Here is a 15,815-nt window from a genome sequence, read left to right on the forward strand (position 1 = left end):
TTGTGACGCTCGGCTGGCGCCAAGGTTTGACCAACTGGCTCTGGGGAGTACGACATACGGACGGGAACAGGCTGGCCAGGAACAAAGGCGCCGTCGGCACCAGAAATCGTTGGCCTGCAAGGCCGGGCGGGTCTGTCGGGGTAGTATCGGCAACGGGCATACGGCCACGAGCAAACCAGCGGAGCGCATTATAAACCCCCCGGGAAGCCGCCCTCGATTTCAAATCCGGCACAATAGCGGCTGAGTTGACTTTTTGCGACTGCGACAGACCGTCGCGCTGTCGCGTATATGGGAAAAAATATGGCAATCGACCCCTCCATTTTTAAAGCCTATGACATCCGCGGCATCGTGGGCAAAACGCTCACGCGCGAGGTCGCACGCCAGATTGGTCTGTCGTTCGGCTCAGCGGCTGTGGAACTGGGTGAGAACTCCATTGTGGTCGGCCGCGACGGGCGGCTTTCGGGGCCTGAGCTGATCGACGGCCTGGTTGAGGGGCTGCGCTCCGCAGGCCTCGACGTGATCGACGTCGGCATGGTCGCCACCCCGATGGTCTACTTCGGTACCAACATCGAGCTCAATGGCGTCCGTGCCACCTCGGGCATCATGGTCACTGGCAGCCACAACCCCCCCGACTACAACGGCTTCAAGATGGTCCTCGCCGGCCAGGCCATCTACGGCGAGCAGATCCAGGGCCTGAGCCAGCGCATTGAGGCGAGTGACTTCACCAGCGGTGCAGGCACCTACCAGAAAGTCGATGTGCGTCAGAAGTACCTCGACCGCATCACGAGCGACGTCAAGCTCGCCCGTCCGATGAAGATCGCCCTCGACGCCGGCAATGGCGTGGCCGGCGCCTTCGTTGGCGACCTGTTCCGCGGCCTGGGCTGCGAAGTGACCGAACTGTTCTGCGACGTGGACGGCAATTTCCCCAACCACCACCCCGATCCGGCGCATATCGAGAACCTGCAGGACCTGATGAAGACCCTGCGCGAGACCGATTGCGAGCTGGGCCTGGCCTTCGATGGCGACGGCGACCGCCTGGGCGTGGTCACCAAGGACGGCCAGGTGATCTTCCCGGACCGCCAGCTGATGCTGTTCGCCGAGGAGATCCTGTCGCGCAATCCCGGTGCGCAGGTGATCTACGACGTGAAGTGCACCGGCAAGCTGGCCCCGTGGATCCGCGAGCACGGCGGCGAGCCGCTGATGTGGAAGACCGGCCATTCGCTGGTCAAGGCGAAGCTGAAGGAGACCGGTGCGCCGATCGCCGGCGAGATGAGCGGCCACGTGTTCTTCAAGGACCGCTGGTATGGCTTTGACGACGGCCTGTACACCGGCGCGCGACTGCTGGAGATCCTGTCGCGCCACGCCGACCCGAGCGCGGTGCTGAATGCGCTGCCGAACGCCAACAACACGCCGGAGCTGCAGCTCAAGTGCGCCGAAGGCGAGCCCTTTACGCTGCTCGACAAGATCAAGGCGAACGCGAAGTTCGAGGGGGCGCGCGAGGTGAACAAGATCGATGGCGTGCGCGTGGAATACGCCGATGGCTTCGGCCTGGCGCGTCCGTCGAACACCACGCCGGTGGTGGTGATGCGTTTCGAGGCGGACAACGACGCCGCGCTGGGGCGCATCCAGGCCGAGTTCAAGCGTGTGATCCTGGCCGAGAAACCGGATGCTCAACTCCCGTTCTGAGCGCACGGCGGTGCCGCCGACACCGCCACCTTCGCCCGATGCGGTCGGCGCGGCCGGCGTGGCGCAGTCCATGCCGGCCGCGGTGCCGTTCGCGCTGCCGCTTACGTTGCCGGATAAGCCGCGCATCCTGCTGGTCAAGGTGTCGTCGCTCGGCGACGTGGTGCACAACATGCCGCTGGTGCACGACCTGCGCGCGCGCTGGCCCGGTGCCGAGATCGACTGGGTGGTGGAAGAGGGCTATGTGGAGCTGGTGCGCCTGTTGCCCGAGGTGCGGCGGGTCATCCCGTTCGCGCTGCGGCGCTGGCGCAAGCGCATCCTGCAGGGCGCGACCTGGCAGGAAATGGGCGCCGTGCGCGACGCCTTGCGCCAGGAGCGCTACGACGCCGTGATCGAAAGCCAGGGCCTGCTCAAGACTGCGGTGGTGGCGCGCGTGGCGACGCGCGCGCCGGGTGCGCCGATCATCGGGCTGGGCAATGCGACGCAGGGCTCGGGCTATGAGCCGGCGGCGCGCCTGTTGTACACCGATGCGGTGCGGGTGCCGCGGCAGACCCATTCGGTGCGGCGCTCGCGTCTGCTGGGCGCGGCGCTGACCGGGATCGCGCCGGCGGAGCCGCCGCAGTTCTTCGGGCCGGCGGCGCAGTCGCTGCATGCGGACGATCCGTTGTGGGCGGACCTCCCCGCGCGCTATGCCGTCTGCTTCCACGCGACAGCTGGGGCGCGCAAGAAGTGGGCGGTGCAGAACTGGCACGCGCTGGGCAACCGCCTGGCTGCTGAAGGGTTGACGATGCTGCTGCCGTGGGGCAACGACAAGGAGCGCCAGGCCGCCGAGGAGATCGCCGCGGGCGTGCCGCAGGCCCGCGTGCTGCCGAAGTTCTCGGTGATGCAGGGATTTGGCCTGATCAACCGTGCCGAAGTGGTGATCGGGGTCGATACGGGTCTGGTCCATATCGCCGCGGCGCTGTGCCGGCCGACGGTGGAAATCTATACCGCCACGTGGCGCTGGAAGACGGAAGGGTATTGGTCCGGCCGCATCGCCAACGTCGGCGACGACGGCGTGGTGCCATCGGTCGATGAAGTCTATGAGGCCGCCCGCCGCGTGCGCGGGGTGGCTGCCTGATGCTGCGCCTGATCTATAGCCTGCTGTGGGTGGCGGTGCTGCCGCTGGCGCTGTTGCGGCTGGCATGGCGCGCGCGCAAGGAGCCCGGCTACCTGCACCATGTCGGCGAGCGGCTGGGCGTGTATGGCAGCCTGCCGAACCAGGGGCCATGGCTATGGGTCCACGCCGTGTCCGTGGGCGAGACCCGTGCCGCGCAGCCGCTGATCGAGTCCTTGCTCCGCGCCTATCCGCGCCACCGCCTGCTGTTGACGCACATGACGCCGACCGGGCGCCAGACCGGCGCGCAGCTGTTCGGCAACGAGCCGCGTATCGTGCAGTGCTACCTGCCGTACGACCTGCCCTGGCTGGTGCGGCGGTTCTTGCGGTATTTCCGGCCCGAGGCGGGGATGCTGATGGAGACCGAGGTGTGGCCCAATGTGGTGCACGGCGCGCGCAAGGCGGGTGTGCCGTTGTACCTGGTCAATGCGCGCCTGTCGCCGCGCAGTTTCCGGCGCACGGCGCGCTTCGGACGCGCGGCTTCGGCGATGTACCGCGACTTCGCGGGTGTGCTGGCGCAGACTGCTGGCGATGCCGAGCGCTTCCGCGCGCTGGGCGTGCCGGCGGTGCAGATCACGGGCAACCTCAAGTTCGACATGCAGCCGCCAGCGGCGGGCATGGCGCTGGGCGAGCGGCTGCGCAAGGTCTTCAATGGCCGCCAGGTGCTGGCCGCCGCCAGTACCCGCGAAGGCGAGGAGCCGCTGCTGCTCGACGCCTTCTCACGCTGGCAGTCGCTGGCCGGCGACGTGCCTCGCCCGGCGTTGCTGCTGATCCCGCGCCATCCGCAGCGCTTCGATGAAGTGGCGGCAATGGCTGGGCGCGCCGGGTTCTCGGTGGCGCGCCGCAGTGCGCTGAATCTCGATGGCGAGACGGCACCCGTGGACGCGGATATCCTGCTCGGTGATTCGATGGGCGAGATGGCGATGTACTTCGCCGCATCGGACCTCGCCTTTATCGGCGGCAGCCTGTTGCCGCTGGGCGGACAGAACCTGATCGAGGCGTGCGCGGTCGGCACGCCGGTGCTGATCGGCCCGCATACCTTCAACTTTGCGCAGGCGACCGAAGACGCCATTGCCGCAGGCGCCTGCCTGCGCGTGGACAATGCCGATGAACTGGTGCGCAGCGCCGGCAGCGTGCTGGCGGACCGCGCGCGGCTGGCGGATATGCGGGCGCATGCGCAGACCTTTGCCGGGCTGCATCGCGGCGCTACCGTGCGCACGCTGGCGGCGCTGGCGCCGGTACTGGAAGACTAAGCGGCCAGGTCAGGGTTCCGCCGGAGCCGGTGGCGTCCTGACCAGAGCATCCCACTGCAGCGCGATCCGGTCGAGCGCAAAGCCGGCTGCCTTGCGGCGGCCGGCGTCGGCGAGGCGGGTAGCGGTCGCCGGCTCGCGGATCACGGTCAGCAGCGCTTGCGCAAGCGCATCCGCATTGCCTGTCGCGACTACCAGCGCGTCTTGGCCGGGCGTCAGCAGTTCGCGCGGGCCCGTTTCGCAATCCGTCGAGACGATGGGCAAGCCGAACGCCATGGCTTCGATCAGCACCAGCCCGAAACCCTCGTATCGCGAACTCAGGCAGAACACCGACGCGCGCCCGTACGCTTGCTGCGGATCGTGGCAAATGCCCGGCATGCTGACGCGACCCTGCAAGCCCAATTCAACGATCAGCGCGCACAGGGCAGGGCGCTCCTCGCCCTCGCCGTGGATCAGCAATTGCCATCCCGGCGCCTGCGCGGCGACCTGCTGCCACGCATGCAGCAGCACATCGAACCCCTTGGCCGCAACCAGCCGGCCCATGGCGAGCACCGTCTTCTGCGTGCGCGGCGCAGATGCGGGCGGCATCGGGAATGGCAGGGGGTTTGGCAGGCAGACGATATCGCTGCGCGGCTGCAGCGCTTCGCGCCAGCGCTGGCGGTCCCGTTCCGTCAACACCACGACCTGCCGGCAGAAGCGTGCCGCGAGCCGCCGCGCCACCGTGCGCGCCGGCTTGCCGAGATTCTCGTCGAAGTGGCAATGCTCCCAGGCGATATGGTGCAGGCCGAGGCCAGCGGTGGCGGGCAGCACGAACAGCGCGAGCATGGTGTCGACCTGCACCAGCACTTCGGTCCGGTGCGCGCGGCAATGGCGGCGGATGCCTGCAACGGTGGCCAGGTACGCCCGCTTGAAAGAAGGCCGTTGCGCAAACAGCGCTTCATGCCGGATGCGCGGATCGAGCGCGAACTGGCTGGCCTGGTCCCACAGGCTCAGAATGTTCACGTTATGGCCGAGCGCGGCCAGCGCATTGGCGATCGTCGCCGTCATGCGTTCGGCGCCGGCCATGGCGTTCAGCGTGCCGGTCAGGAAGCAGATATTGCGGCCGGATGCCGAGGGATGCGTGGTGGTGGGCAAGGTGATCTGGGCGATCCGAGGTGTTCTGATGCACTCGGGGACACGAAAGACCACGGCTGGCATCCGCCGCGGCGAGACATGGGGCGCACGTTACACTGATATGTATGGACCGTGTCAAGTACCAAAAGTGTGGCCCCCCAAAGTTTGACGGGTCAAGGGCGGGCATCAGCCCGGCGTAGCGCACCCTTGACGCGACGTCGGTTTGTACGGCATGCGCAAGTACAATAAGCAGATCAAGGAAGACTATCCGGGTAGCAAGGAACCAAAAGCCATTCTGGAATGACTACCGTCACCCGCACTCTCTATGCGACATCGTCGCACGTGGCCGCGCTTCGCGGGACGTGCAAGGCAATGGCATTTGTACGCGCAGACCTTTGGCGTCGCTACGGCGCCCTGGGCACCGTCGGCAAGAGTGCGGTTGACATCCGCAAGGAAGTCACGGCTGCCGGTTGGTACGCGAACCTCGCGGTGGACGGCACGATCCGCGCCGAGACCACGAAGGATGTCGTCAACGACATCCTGACGTACAAGGCAGCCGCATGCGTGAAGGTGCGACAGGCCATCGCAAAGCGAACCGCCGACGAGGCTGAGCGAAAGCGGCTCTATACGCTGCTCAAGCGCGACAAGTGGCTCGAAGACAAGTACCTGCACCGGATAATGCGCAAGTACTTTCGGCACGGTGTTTCGAGTTGCGACAATCAGTTCATCGTCCGCTCGGACAAGCATGAGAGCCGCGTCAGAGACGGGCGGCTTGTCAAAACCCTGCACATCGCCAGGCAATACGGCCATCCGATCGAGCTCACAACCAACAGCAACGGCAAGAGCGTGAACCTCAAGGGCTGCAACCTACGAGTGATCGTGAAGGGCGATGCGATAGAGATCCACTACGCTACCGAGAAGGCCAAAGGGCGCCTTTGCGGCACTGGGGAAATTGGGGTCGACAAGGGCTATACCGAGGCCTTCACGGACTCCGACGGCGGTCATCATGGCCAGTCGTTTGGCCCCGTTCTGAGCGCCTACAGCGAGCAGGTTGCGAAGACCGGCAAGGCCCGAAACCGGCTGCACGCGCTCGAGAAAGCTTACCGGGAGTCCGGGCGCATTGCCAAGGCTGATCGCATTAGGAAGTGCAACCTCGGACGCGTGAAGCTGCAGGCACGCCGGGACCGCGCGAAGCAGCGGTTGCGCACGATTGCCTATCAATCGGCTCATACCATCGTGGATAAAGCGGCGGTGGTCGGCTCGGAAGACCTAACGTCCCCGATCAAGGGGAGGAGTCAGTGGCGGTCCTACAACCGTCGCATGAGCGCATGGGCCAAGGGTGTACTGGCTCAAGCGATCGATGAAGTTTGTGCGCAGCGCGGAGCGACGCATGTCGTCGTGAACGCCGCCTATACGTCGCAAATGGACTCGTTCACGGGCTTGCTGGAAGGCAAGCGCGTGGGTGACAAGTTTTACCGTGTCAACGGGGACGTTCTTCAGGCGGATACTAATGCTGCGCGGAACGTGCGGGACAGGATCCGCGACCGGGACATCACCCGGTACATGCCTCACCTCCAGGTGAAGCAGATTCTGTTCGCGCGCTCCTCCGGCGCAACTGAGCGTCAGGTGGCTTCAGTTGGGCGGCGCAAGTCGCGTCAACGAAGTGCGGATAAATCCAATGCTCAACTTTGAGCAGATTTTATGGAACAGCTTACCGAAATGCAGACACCCCTTCGCGGCATATGTCGGAACCTCGGCCGGAACATTGGCCAGCGCAGCGCAGCCGTTGCGCTTGCCACCGCCGCCGCCACCCTTGCCGCCTGCGCCACCGCACCGGCCCCCGGCCTTCCCAGCGCCGGCGCCAACCTCAACCAGACGCAGCCATCCGGTCCCAGCCGCTGGGAACTGGTGCGCTGGCAGCAGGCCGACGGCACGCTGCGCGACATCCCGCATGGCGACAACGGCGAGCCCATCATCTTCGAGTTCAGCGAGGGCATCGATGCCGCGCAGGGCACGGTCAGCGGCACCAGCGGCTGCAACCGCTTTAGCGGCAGCTACGGCAAGACGGCTACCGGCATACGCTTCGACCGCGTCGCCGGCACGCGCATGGCCTGCCCGCCGCCGCGCATGGAACTGGAGTCGGCGCTGCTCAAGGCAATGGAGGGCTCGTTCACCACCGTCGGCACGCAGCCATCGGTGGCCACCACCGGACGGCAGGTTATCTGGAAGATCGCCAGTGGCGATCTGCTGCAGTTTGCCGAGCGTGAAGGCGTGGGCAGGCGCGGCGCGGCTGCCGCAGCGGGCGGCGTGGAGAAGATCGTCTATATCGATTCGCAGCGCGTGGAGTGTGCGGGCGTCGGCAAGATGATGTGCTACCGCTGGCGCGAGTCGCCGGACGCGCCGTGGCAGCTCTGGTACGGGCCGATCGAGGGGCTGGATTTCGAGCAGGGGGTTTCGTACAAGCTGCGCGTGCGCGAATACCAGGTGCCGAATCCGCCGGCGGATGCGTCGTCGATCAGGTGGCAGCTGTTGAAGGTGGAGTCGCGGACGCGGGCGCAATAGCAATGCGCTTTGCCGTGCGGCAGGTTTCCTCCAGCATCACTGCATAAAGAAAACGGGCCGCAGTCGCGGCCCGTTTGCATCGTGTCAATTGGCTCAGGAGCGCGGCGTACCGCCATCGCGCCGCACACCGCGGCGATCCGCGGTGGCCGCCTTTGCCGGCGCCTTGCCCGCCTGCCCCGGCACCGGCAGCTTGTACATCGACCCCGGCGTCGAAGTCAGCAGCGTATTGATCTGCACCACATCCGCTTCCTGCAGCACCCCCGTGGAAGCCTTCAGCCGCAAGCCGTTCATGATGGTGTCATAGCGCGCCTTGGCCAGGTCGCGCCGCGTGGAAAACAACTGCGCTTCGGCGTTCAGCACATCGATATTGATGCGCACGCCGACCTCATAACCCAGCTGGTTCGATTCCACCGCGCTCTGCGCCGAGCGCTCGGCGGCTTCCAGCGCCTTGACCTGGGCCAGGCCATTGGAGACGCCGGAGTAGGTCTGCCGCGCCGTCTGCGCGGCCGTGCGGCGCGCGAACTCCAGGTCGCTGGCGGCCTTGTCGGCCAGCGCGATGGTTTCGCGCACGCGCGACTGGATCTGGCCGCCGGAGAAAATCGGCATGGTCAGCTGCACGCCGATCTGCGACGCGTTGTAGTGCGTCGAGATCGCCTGCGTGGCGCTGCCGGTCTGGTTGTTGAAACCGTACGACGCCACCAGGTCGACCGACGGCAAATGCCCGGCCTTGGCCTTGTTGGTCTCGCGCTGCGCGGTTTCCAGGTTATAGCCGGCCAGGTTGACCTGCGGGTTGCTGGTCTCGGCCTGCGCGGCCCAGGCGTTGACGTCGGGCGGCTGCGGGCCGGGGATGGGCGCCTCGGAGCGCAGGCCCATCAGTTCGTCGACCGGCTTGCCGGTGATCTGCTGCAGCGTGGCGCGCCGGATCTCCAGGTCGTTCTGCGCGGCGATCTCGGTCGAGGTGGCCAGGTCGTAGCGCGCCTGGGCGTCGTTGGCATCGACGATGGTGGCGGTGCCGACCTCGAAGTTGCGCTTGGCCTGCTCCAGCTGCTCGCCGATCGCCTTCTTCTGCGCGCGTGCCAGGTACAGGTTGTCCTGCGCGGCGAGCACGTCGAAGTAGGCCTGCGCGCTGCGCGTGATCAGGTCGAGCTCGGCCTGGTGGAAGGTGACTTCGCCCGCCATCGCGGCCAGCTCGCCCTGCTTGTAGGTTTCCCAGCGGTCCCAGCGGAACAGCGGCTGGCTCAGCTGCAACTGCCAGTTGTTGTTGTTGAAGAAACGCGTGCCCGAAGCGCTGGGCGAGCCGGCGATCGGCAGCGAGGCGGTCTGGTCGAGCTTGGTGCGGTTGGCGCCGGCGGTGCCGACAATCTGCGGCAGCAGCCCCGCGCGGCCCTGCGGCAGCTTCTCGCGCGTGGCGAGCAACTGCGAGCGGGCGCTGGCGAACTGCGCGTCATTGGATTGCGCATCGCGATAGACCTGCAGCAGGTCGGCCGCGCCTGCCGGTGCCGCGGGCAGCATGGCAAGCAGCGGAGCAAGCAGGGTAGCCGCGATCGCCAGGCGTGTCCGGATCGCTCCGGGCAGGGCGTTGGGCGCAAACGTCATGACACCTCCAGGTTGCCGGGCGCGGGCCGCGGCTACGGTCGTTTCTTCTTCGGAATGCTGCTTGCGGTGCGAGTGAAAGCGGCCGGCCCGCGTGGGCCGGCCGCGGCTCGCTTCAGTACTTCGGCATCGCCGGGTCCACCTCGCTGGCCCAGGCGTCGACGCCGCCGGTCAGGTTGTAGACCTTGGCGTAGCCCTGGCGCTCCAGGAACGCGGCCACCTGCATGCTGCGCATGCCGTGGTGGCAGATGCAGACGATGTCGGCGTCTTCATCCAGTTCGGCGGCGCGTGCCGGGATGTCGCGCATCGGGATATGGGTGATGCCGGGCATGGCGCAGGTCTGCACCTCCCAGCCTTCACGCACGTCCAGCAGGACCGGCCTGGCGCGGCTGGTATCGGCCATCCACTGGGCCAGTTCGGTCGGCTTGATCACCTGCATGATGGAACGGTCCTCAGAACTGGAACTGCGACGGACGGGCCGCGCCCTGCAGGGGCTTGACCGCCGTCTCGAACAGGTTGACGACCTGGTACTCGGTCTCGGACACGCGCGTGATGAGGCGCGCTTCCATTACCGGCAGTTCGCCTACGAAGGCCGCGATGCGGCCGCCCACCTTGACCTGCGACAGGATCGACTGCGGCAAGGCCGGCAGCGAGCCCGAGATGCAGATCACGTCGTACGGCGCCGCGGCGGCCCAGCCGTCGGCGGCATTGCCTTCGGCGACGTCGACGTTGGTGACGCCGGCGTTGGCCAGGTTGGTGCGGGCCAATTCGACCAGCTCGGGCACGATGTCCACGGTCAGCACGTGGCGCGCGCGGTTGGCCAGCAGGGCGGCCATGTAGCCGGAGCCGGCGCCGATTTCCAGCACGTTCTCATGCTTGCGCACGGCCAGGTCCTGCAGGATGCGCGCTTCGACCCGCGGCGGCAGCATGTTCTGCCCGGCGGGCAGCGGAATCTCCATGTCGACGAACGCCAGCGAGGCGTACGCGGCCGGGACGAACTGCTCCCGCTTGACCACCGCCAGCAGGTCCAGGATTTCCTGGTCCAGCACGTCCCACGGGCGGATTTGCTGTTCGATCATGTTGAATCGGGCTTTTTCGAGATCCATCTTGCCATTCCTTACCAAGGCCAACCGCTGTCGTTCTGTGCGCCGGCCGCGCGGTGCCCACGGCCGGACAGTCTTGTCTAACCCGCTATTTTAACCTTGCGGACGCCGTCGGGTTCATTCCGCGCTGGCCTCCGTGGGCCCCGGCAATTCCTGCGTGGCCGGGCGTGCGGCGGCGGCCGCGACGTGGGTCGGTGAGGGCGCGGGCGCCTTGCCTTGCCACAGCCGGCGCAACCACGCGCCAAAATCATCGAGATACGTATAGATCACAGGCACCACCACCAGCGTCAGGATCGACGAGGTAATGATCCCGCCGATCACCGTCTGGCCCATCGGCGCTCGCTGCTCGGCGCCTTCGCCCAGGCTGAAGGCCAGCGGCACCATACCGAAGATCATCGCCAGCGTGGTCATCAGGATCGGACGCAGGCGCACGCGCGCGGCTTCGACCAGCGCGGCCTCGCGCGACAACGGCTGGCGGCCATCGGCGCCATCCACATGCCCTTGCCGCGCCTGGTTGGCAAAGTCCACCAGCAGGATCGCATTCTTCGTCACCAGCCCCATCAGCATGATGAAGCTGATGATCGAGAACATGTTCAGCGTCGAGCGGAACAGCAGCAGCGCAGCGAACACCCCCACGAGCGTCAGCGGCAGCGAGCTCATGATCGCGATCGGCTGGAAGAAGCTGGCGAACTGAGAGGCCAGGATCATGTAGATGAAGATCACCGCCAGCGCCAGCGCCGACACGGCGTAGCCGAAGGACTCGTTCATCGACTTGGTCGAGCCGCCGAAACGGTACTTGTACCCAGCCGGCCAGTTCATGCCGTCCAGCGTGGCCTTGACGTCGCGCGCCACTTCGCCGGCGGAGCGCCCGGCCACGTTGGCGGTCAGCTCGACCTCGCGGTTCAGGTCGCGCCGGCTGATCTGGTTGGCGCCGGTGGTCGGCACCAGCTCGGCGATCTGGCGCAGCGGTACCATCTTTGGCGAGCCGTCGGCGTTGGCCTGGCTGCTGGCGATCATCAGCGCGCTCAGGTCGGCCATGCCGGTGCGCGCATCTTTTGGCAGGCGCACGCGCACGTCGTAGTTCTCGTCATCGGGCGCGCGCCAGGAGCTGATCGCGTCCCCCGCCAGCAGCGGGCGCAGCGCATTGCCGATCTGCGCCACGCCCATGCCCAGGTCAGAGGCCAGCTCGCGGCGGATGCGGATCTCGATGGTGGGGCGGTCGTCCTTCATGCTGGAGTCGAGGTCGGCCAGGCCGGGGATTGCGCGCATGCGCTTGCCGGCTTCCTGCGACAGCCGGCGCAGCTCGCTGAGGTCGTCGCCCTGGATCGAAACCTGGATCGCCTTCTGGCCGCCGGCGCCATCGGGCATGCCGACCATCGTCAGCGTGATGCCCGCAATGCCCGCGAGCCGCTCGCGGATCAGCGGGTTGAGCTGCGCGGTCGAGAGCTTGCGCGCGCGCCGCTCGGTCAGCCGCACCGAAACCAGCGCGTTGTTGCGCCCCGAGGCGTTGCCCGAGTTGATGGTGGCATAGGTGTAGGCGACTTCCGGGAATGACTTCAGCGCGGCTTCCACCTGCCGCACCTTGGCCTCGGTGACTTCGAGCGATGTGCCTACCGGCGTGGTGAAACCGACCTGTGTCTCGCCCAGGTCGGCATTGGGCACGAATTCCGTGCCGATCAGCGGCACCAGTGCAAAACTGCCGAAGAACGTCACCGCCGCGATGATCGCGGTCGCCAGCCGGTGCTTCAGCGCCCAGCCGAGCATCGCGGCGTAGCCGTTGCCGAGGCGGTCCATGCGGGCCGAGAACCAGTCGAGCATCCGGCCGATGGTGCGGCCATACCAGCTCTTCTTGTTGCCGGTCCCGTGCAGGTCGGGGTCTTGCCAGACCGACGACAGCATCGGGTCCAGCGTGAACGACACGAACATCGAGATCAGCACCGCCGCCACCACCGTAATGCCGAACTGGTGGAAGAAGCGCCCGATGATCCCGCCCATGAAGCCCACCGGCAGGAACACCGCGACGATCGAGAAGGTGGTGGCCAGCACCGCCAGCCCGATCTCGTTGGTGCCGTCCAGCGCCGCGCTGCGGTGGTCCTTGCCCATCAGGTTGTGGCGCACGATGTTCTCGCGCACCACGATGGCATCGTCGATCAGCAGGCCCACGCACAGCGACAGCGCCATCAGCGTGATCACGTTGAGCGTGAAGCCGCACATATACATCACGCCGAAGGTGCCGATCAGCGCGATCGGCAGCGTCAGGCCGGTAATCACCGTGCTGCGCCACGAGCCGAGGAACAGGAACACGATCGCCACAGTCAGGAACGCGCCTTCCAGCAACGTGGAGCGCACCTCCTTCACGCTGCTGCGGATGCCGCGCGCGGTGTCGTTGACGACGTTGAGCTGCACGCCGGCGGGCACCAGCCTGCGGACCTCGTCGGTCATGCGCACCAGGCCGTCGACGGTATCGACGGTGTTCTGGCCCTGCGCCTTCACCACCGACAGGAAGAGGGCGCGTTTGCCGTCGAGCAGCGCCAGGCTTTCCTGCTCTTCCTGGCCGTCGCGCACGTCGGCGATCTCGCCCAGCGTGACCGGCTGGCCGGCGCGGCGCGCCACGATGATCTGGCGGAAGGCGTCGGGCGTGGGCACGCGGCCCTTGATCTGCACCACGGTCTCGGTGGACGACGAGCGCAGCTCGCCCGCGGGCAGCTCCTGGTTCTCGTTGCGGATCGCGTTCATCACCTGGTCGACGCCGATGCCCAACGCCTCCAGCTGCGCGGGGCGGATGCGGATCTCGACCTCGCGTCTGGTGCCGCCGACGAGATTGATCGCGCCCACGCCGCGCACCGTCTCCAGCCGCTTGCGCACGATCTGGTCGGCGATGGTGGTCAGCTCGCGCTGGCTGCGGCTGGCGCCCGGGGCGTTGGACACCGACAGGTAGAAGATCGGCGCGTCGGACGGGTCATAGCGCAGCACGCGCGGATCCTTGACCTCGTCGCGGAACTGCGGCCGGATCAGCGCGATCTTGTCGCGCACGTCCTGCGCGGCCTGGCCGACATCGACGCTCAGGTCAAACTTGATGACGACGACCGAGGTGCCCTGGTACGAGTGCGAAAAAATCTCGTCGATGCCGGAGATGGTGTTGACGATCTCTTCGACCTTGCGCGTGACGTCGGATTCAACCGATTCCGGCGCGGCGCCCGGGTATTCGGTCTGCACCACGACCACCGGGAAGGTGATGTCGGGGAACTGGTCGACCGGCAGGCGCTGGTAGGAGAACAGCCCCACCACGATGAAGGCCATCATCATCATGGTGGCCAGTACCGGGTTGCGGATGGACAGGCGAGTGAACCACATGGGGCGCGTTCCGTGTCGGGGCTAAACGTCAGGCCGTTACGTCGTCAAGCCTTCACGCGCCGCACCTGGCTGCCGCTGCGCAGCGTGCCGAGGTTGGTGCGCACGATCTCGGTGCCGGCATCGAGACCGGAGACGATCTCCACCAGCCCGCTGCTCTCGTCGCGCACGCCCAGCTGCACCGGGCGCTCGGCCAGCACGTCCTTGTCGATGGCGTAGACGAAGGCACGCTCGCCTTCCCTGCGCACCGCCGAGGCGGGCACGGCCACCACGCCCGACCGCTGGCCCAGCACCAGTGCGCCACGCGCGAACATGCCGGCGCGCAGCCTGGTGTCGCGGTTCTCCACGCGGACATAGACCATGATGCTGCGCGTGCCCTGCATGACGGCCGGGTTGATCCGCACCAGCTTGCCGGTAAAGCGCCCGGCGCCTTCCACGTCGAGCTCGACCGCCTGGCCGACGCTGGCGCGCGCCACGTCGGCCATCGGCACCGGCGCCTCCAGTTCCAGCACGCGCAGGTCGACCACGTCGACCAGGCGCGTATCGGGCGACACCTTCTCGCCCGGCTGCACCGCACGCGCGGCGACCATGCCGTCGAGCGGAGCCTTGACCACGGTGTCGGCCAGCGCCTTCCGCGCCACCGCCAGGCCGCCCTGGGCGGCATCGAGGTTGGCGCGGGCCACGTCCAGGTCGGACTGGAATTTGTCGAACGCGGTCTTCGAGATAAAGCCCTTGCCGACCAGCTCGCGGTTGCGCTCCCAGGTCTGGCGCGAGTTCTGGAACTGACCCTCCATGGCCAGCATCTGGCCGCGGGCCTGCGCCACCCTGGCCTCGTATTCGGTCGGGTCGATGCGCGCGATCACCTGGCCGGCGCGCACCGGCTCGCCTTCGCGCACCAGCACCTGCTGCACTTCACCCGAGACCTTGGCCTTGACCGACGCCTGGTTCAGCGCGCGCAGGCTGCCCGACAGCGGCAGCGAGACCTGCAGGTCCTGGCGGCCCACGCTGACGAGGTCGGTCTGCAAAAACTCCACTACGTTCGCGGCGGCCTGTGCTGGCGGTTGCGGCTGGCGCGCGCTGCCGGCCTTGCGCACGGCGGCCACGGCGCTCAGCACCGCGATGGCGCAGGCCACGGCGATCAGCAGGGTCTTTCGTTTCATGCTGGCTTTCCCGGGCGCGCGCCCGGGTCGTTGGCGGCATCGCCGTCCGCACCGCCGTCCGCACCGCCGTCCGCACCGCCATCGGCATCCCCGGCGCCTTGCGCCAGCATCTCGTCGCGGATGCGCTCCCATATGTAGGGGCCTTGCTGCGGCGGCAGGGGGCGCTCGCGCGCCTCGCCGGTGGTCAGGCCGAACAGCAGTGTGTCGAGCAGTTGGTCAAGGAAGACCTCGGGGTCGAGGTCTTTTCCAGAGGTGGCACGCAGTGAGCGCTGCCACAACATCAGGAACATCAGCGGGGCGCAGATCAGCGTGGTGGTGGGGTTGGCCGGCATCGGGCGGAATTCGCCGCGCGTCGCGCCGCGCGCCAGCACCCTGGCAAACAGCTCGTCGCCAGGCACCACCACCTCTTCGTTATAGAAGCGGGCGATGTCTGGAAAGTTGGCCGACTCGGCCATGATCAGCTTGGTCAGCCCCGCCACCGGCGTGGCGCCGATCAGGCCCCACCAGCCGCGCAGCAGTTCGCGCAGCAGTTCCGGCGTGCTGCCCTCGTAGCGGTCGACCAGCTCGGTGCCGCGCGACAGCGCCGGGACCAGGTTTGCGCGCACCACGGACTTGAACAGCTCTTCCTTGTTGGCGAAGTACAGGTAGACCGTGCCCTTGGACACGCCCGCGGCCGCCGCCACGTCTTCCAGGCGCGTGGCCGCGTAGCCGCGCTCCACGAACAGGTCGAGCGCCGCCGCCACCAGCTCCTGCGGGCGCGCTGCCTTGCGCCGGCTCCAGCGCGGCGCATCGGCCTCCTTGTGCGGTTCGGCGGGTGTTTTCATCGGTGTCTTGCGGGGACTGC

The 15,815-nt window shown here is 67.3% G+C and carries 12 protein-coding genes; 5 read left to right on the forward strand and 7 right to left on the reverse strand.

The features are described 5' to 3' along the window. Positions 1-300: 300 nt before the first annotated feature. Genes K309_RS0105170 through waaA form a run of 3 tightly spaced genes read left to right on the forward strand, consistent with a single transcriptional unit; the run spans position 301 to position 4,092 of the window. Positions 301-1,686 (forward strand): phosphomannomutase/phosphoglucomutase, encoded by a 1,386-nt coding sequence (locus tag K309_RS0105170; protein WP_029045421.1) that lies wholly within the window; start codon positions 301-303, stop codon positions 1,684-1,686. After that, positions 1,667-2,803, forward strand: coding sequence for a lipopolysaccharide heptosyltransferase I (waaC, locus tag K309_RS0105175; RefSeq protein ID WP_029045422.1), 1,137 nt, complete (start codon positions 1,667-1,669; stop codon positions 2,801-2,803). Before K309_RS0105170 ends, waaC begins: the two co-directional genes overlap by 20 nt. Next, positions 2,803-4,092, forward strand: a complete 1,290-nt coding sequence (gene waaA / locus K309_RS0105180; RefSeq protein ID WP_029045423.1) for a lipid IV(A) 3-deoxy-D-manno-octulosonic acid transferase — start codon at positions 2,803-2,805, stop codon at positions 4,090-4,092. The genes waaC and waaA overlap by 1 nt, the downstream gene beginning before the upstream one ends. A 9-nt stretch (positions 4,093-4,101) precedes the next feature. Here waaA and K309_RS0105185 read toward each other — a convergent pair whose 3' ends face one another. After that, a complete protein-coding gene (locus K309_RS0105185) occupies positions 4,102-5,154 on the reverse strand; it encodes a glycosyltransferase family 4 protein (protein WP_051320354.1) in 1,053 nt (350 codons plus the stop codon). Between the two features lie 348 nt (positions 5,155-5,502). Between K309_RS0105185 and K309_RS0105190 the strand changes: the two genes are divergently transcribed. Continuing rightward, a complete protein-coding gene (locus K309_RS0105190) occupies positions 5,503-6,894 on the forward strand; it encodes a transposase (RefSeq protein ID WP_029045425.1) in 1,392 nt (463 codons plus the stop codon). Positions 6,895-6,921: 27 nt separating this feature from the next. Further along, positions 6,922-7,764 (forward strand): META and DUF4377 domain-containing protein, encoded by an 843-nt coding sequence (locus tag K309_RS0105195; RefSeq protein WP_051320355.1) that lies wholly within the window; start codon positions 6,922-6,924, stop codon positions 7,762-7,764. A 93-nt stretch (positions 7,765-7,857) separates the two neighbouring features. Here K309_RS0105195 and K309_RS0105200 read toward each other — a convergent pair whose 3' ends face one another. The 6 genes from K309_RS0105200 to K309_RS36015 all read right to left on the reverse strand — a co-directional run bounded on the left by K309_RS0105200 (position 7,858) and on the right by K309_RS36015 (position 15,795). After that, positions 7,858-9,360 (reverse strand): TolC family outer membrane protein, encoded by a 1,503-nt coding sequence (locus K309_RS0105200; RefSeq protein WP_029045427.1) that lies wholly within the window; start codon positions 9,358-9,360, stop codon positions 7,858-7,860. Positions 9,361-9,472: 112 nt separating this feature from the next. Beyond that, complete coding sequence (locus tag K309_RS0105205) at positions 9,473-9,796, reverse strand: rhodanese-like domain-containing protein (RefSeq protein ID WP_029045428.1); 324 nt, start codon at positions 9,794-9,796, stop codon at positions 9,473-9,475. 13 nt (positions 9,797-9,809) lie between these two features. After that, entirely contained in the window at positions 9,810-10,463 is a 654-nt protein-coding gene (locus K309_RS0105210) for a protein-L-isoaspartate O-methyltransferase family protein (protein WP_029045429.1), read from the reverse strand. 114 nt (positions 10,464-10,577) lie between these two features. Further along, positions 10,578-13,814 carry an efflux RND transporter permease subunit gene (locus tag K309_RS0105215; RefSeq protein ID WP_029045430.1) on the reverse strand — a complete coding sequence of 1,079 codons (3,237 nt, stop codon included), beginning with the start codon at positions 13,812-13,814 and terminating at the stop codon, positions 10,578-10,580. Between the two features lie 44 nt (positions 13,815-13,858). After that, entirely contained in the window at positions 13,859-14,971 is a 1,113-nt protein-coding gene (locus K309_RS0105220) for an efflux RND transporter periplasmic adaptor subunit (protein WP_029045431.1), read from the reverse strand. Beyond that, positions 14,968-15,795 carry a TetR/AcrR family transcriptional regulator gene (locus tag K309_RS36015; protein WP_084402362.1) on the reverse strand — a complete coding sequence of 276 codons (828 nt, stop codon included), beginning with the start codon at positions 15,793-15,795 and terminating at the stop codon, positions 14,968-14,970. The genes K309_RS0105220 and K309_RS36015 overlap by 4 nt, the downstream gene beginning before the upstream one ends. Positions 15,796-15,815 lie beyond the last annotated feature (20 nt).

Source organism: Cupriavidus phytohabitans, assembly GCF_000426345.1.
In the GTDB taxonomy this organism is placed as follows: Bacteria; Pseudomonadota; Gammaproteobacteria; order Burkholderiales; family Burkholderiaceae; genus Cupriavidus.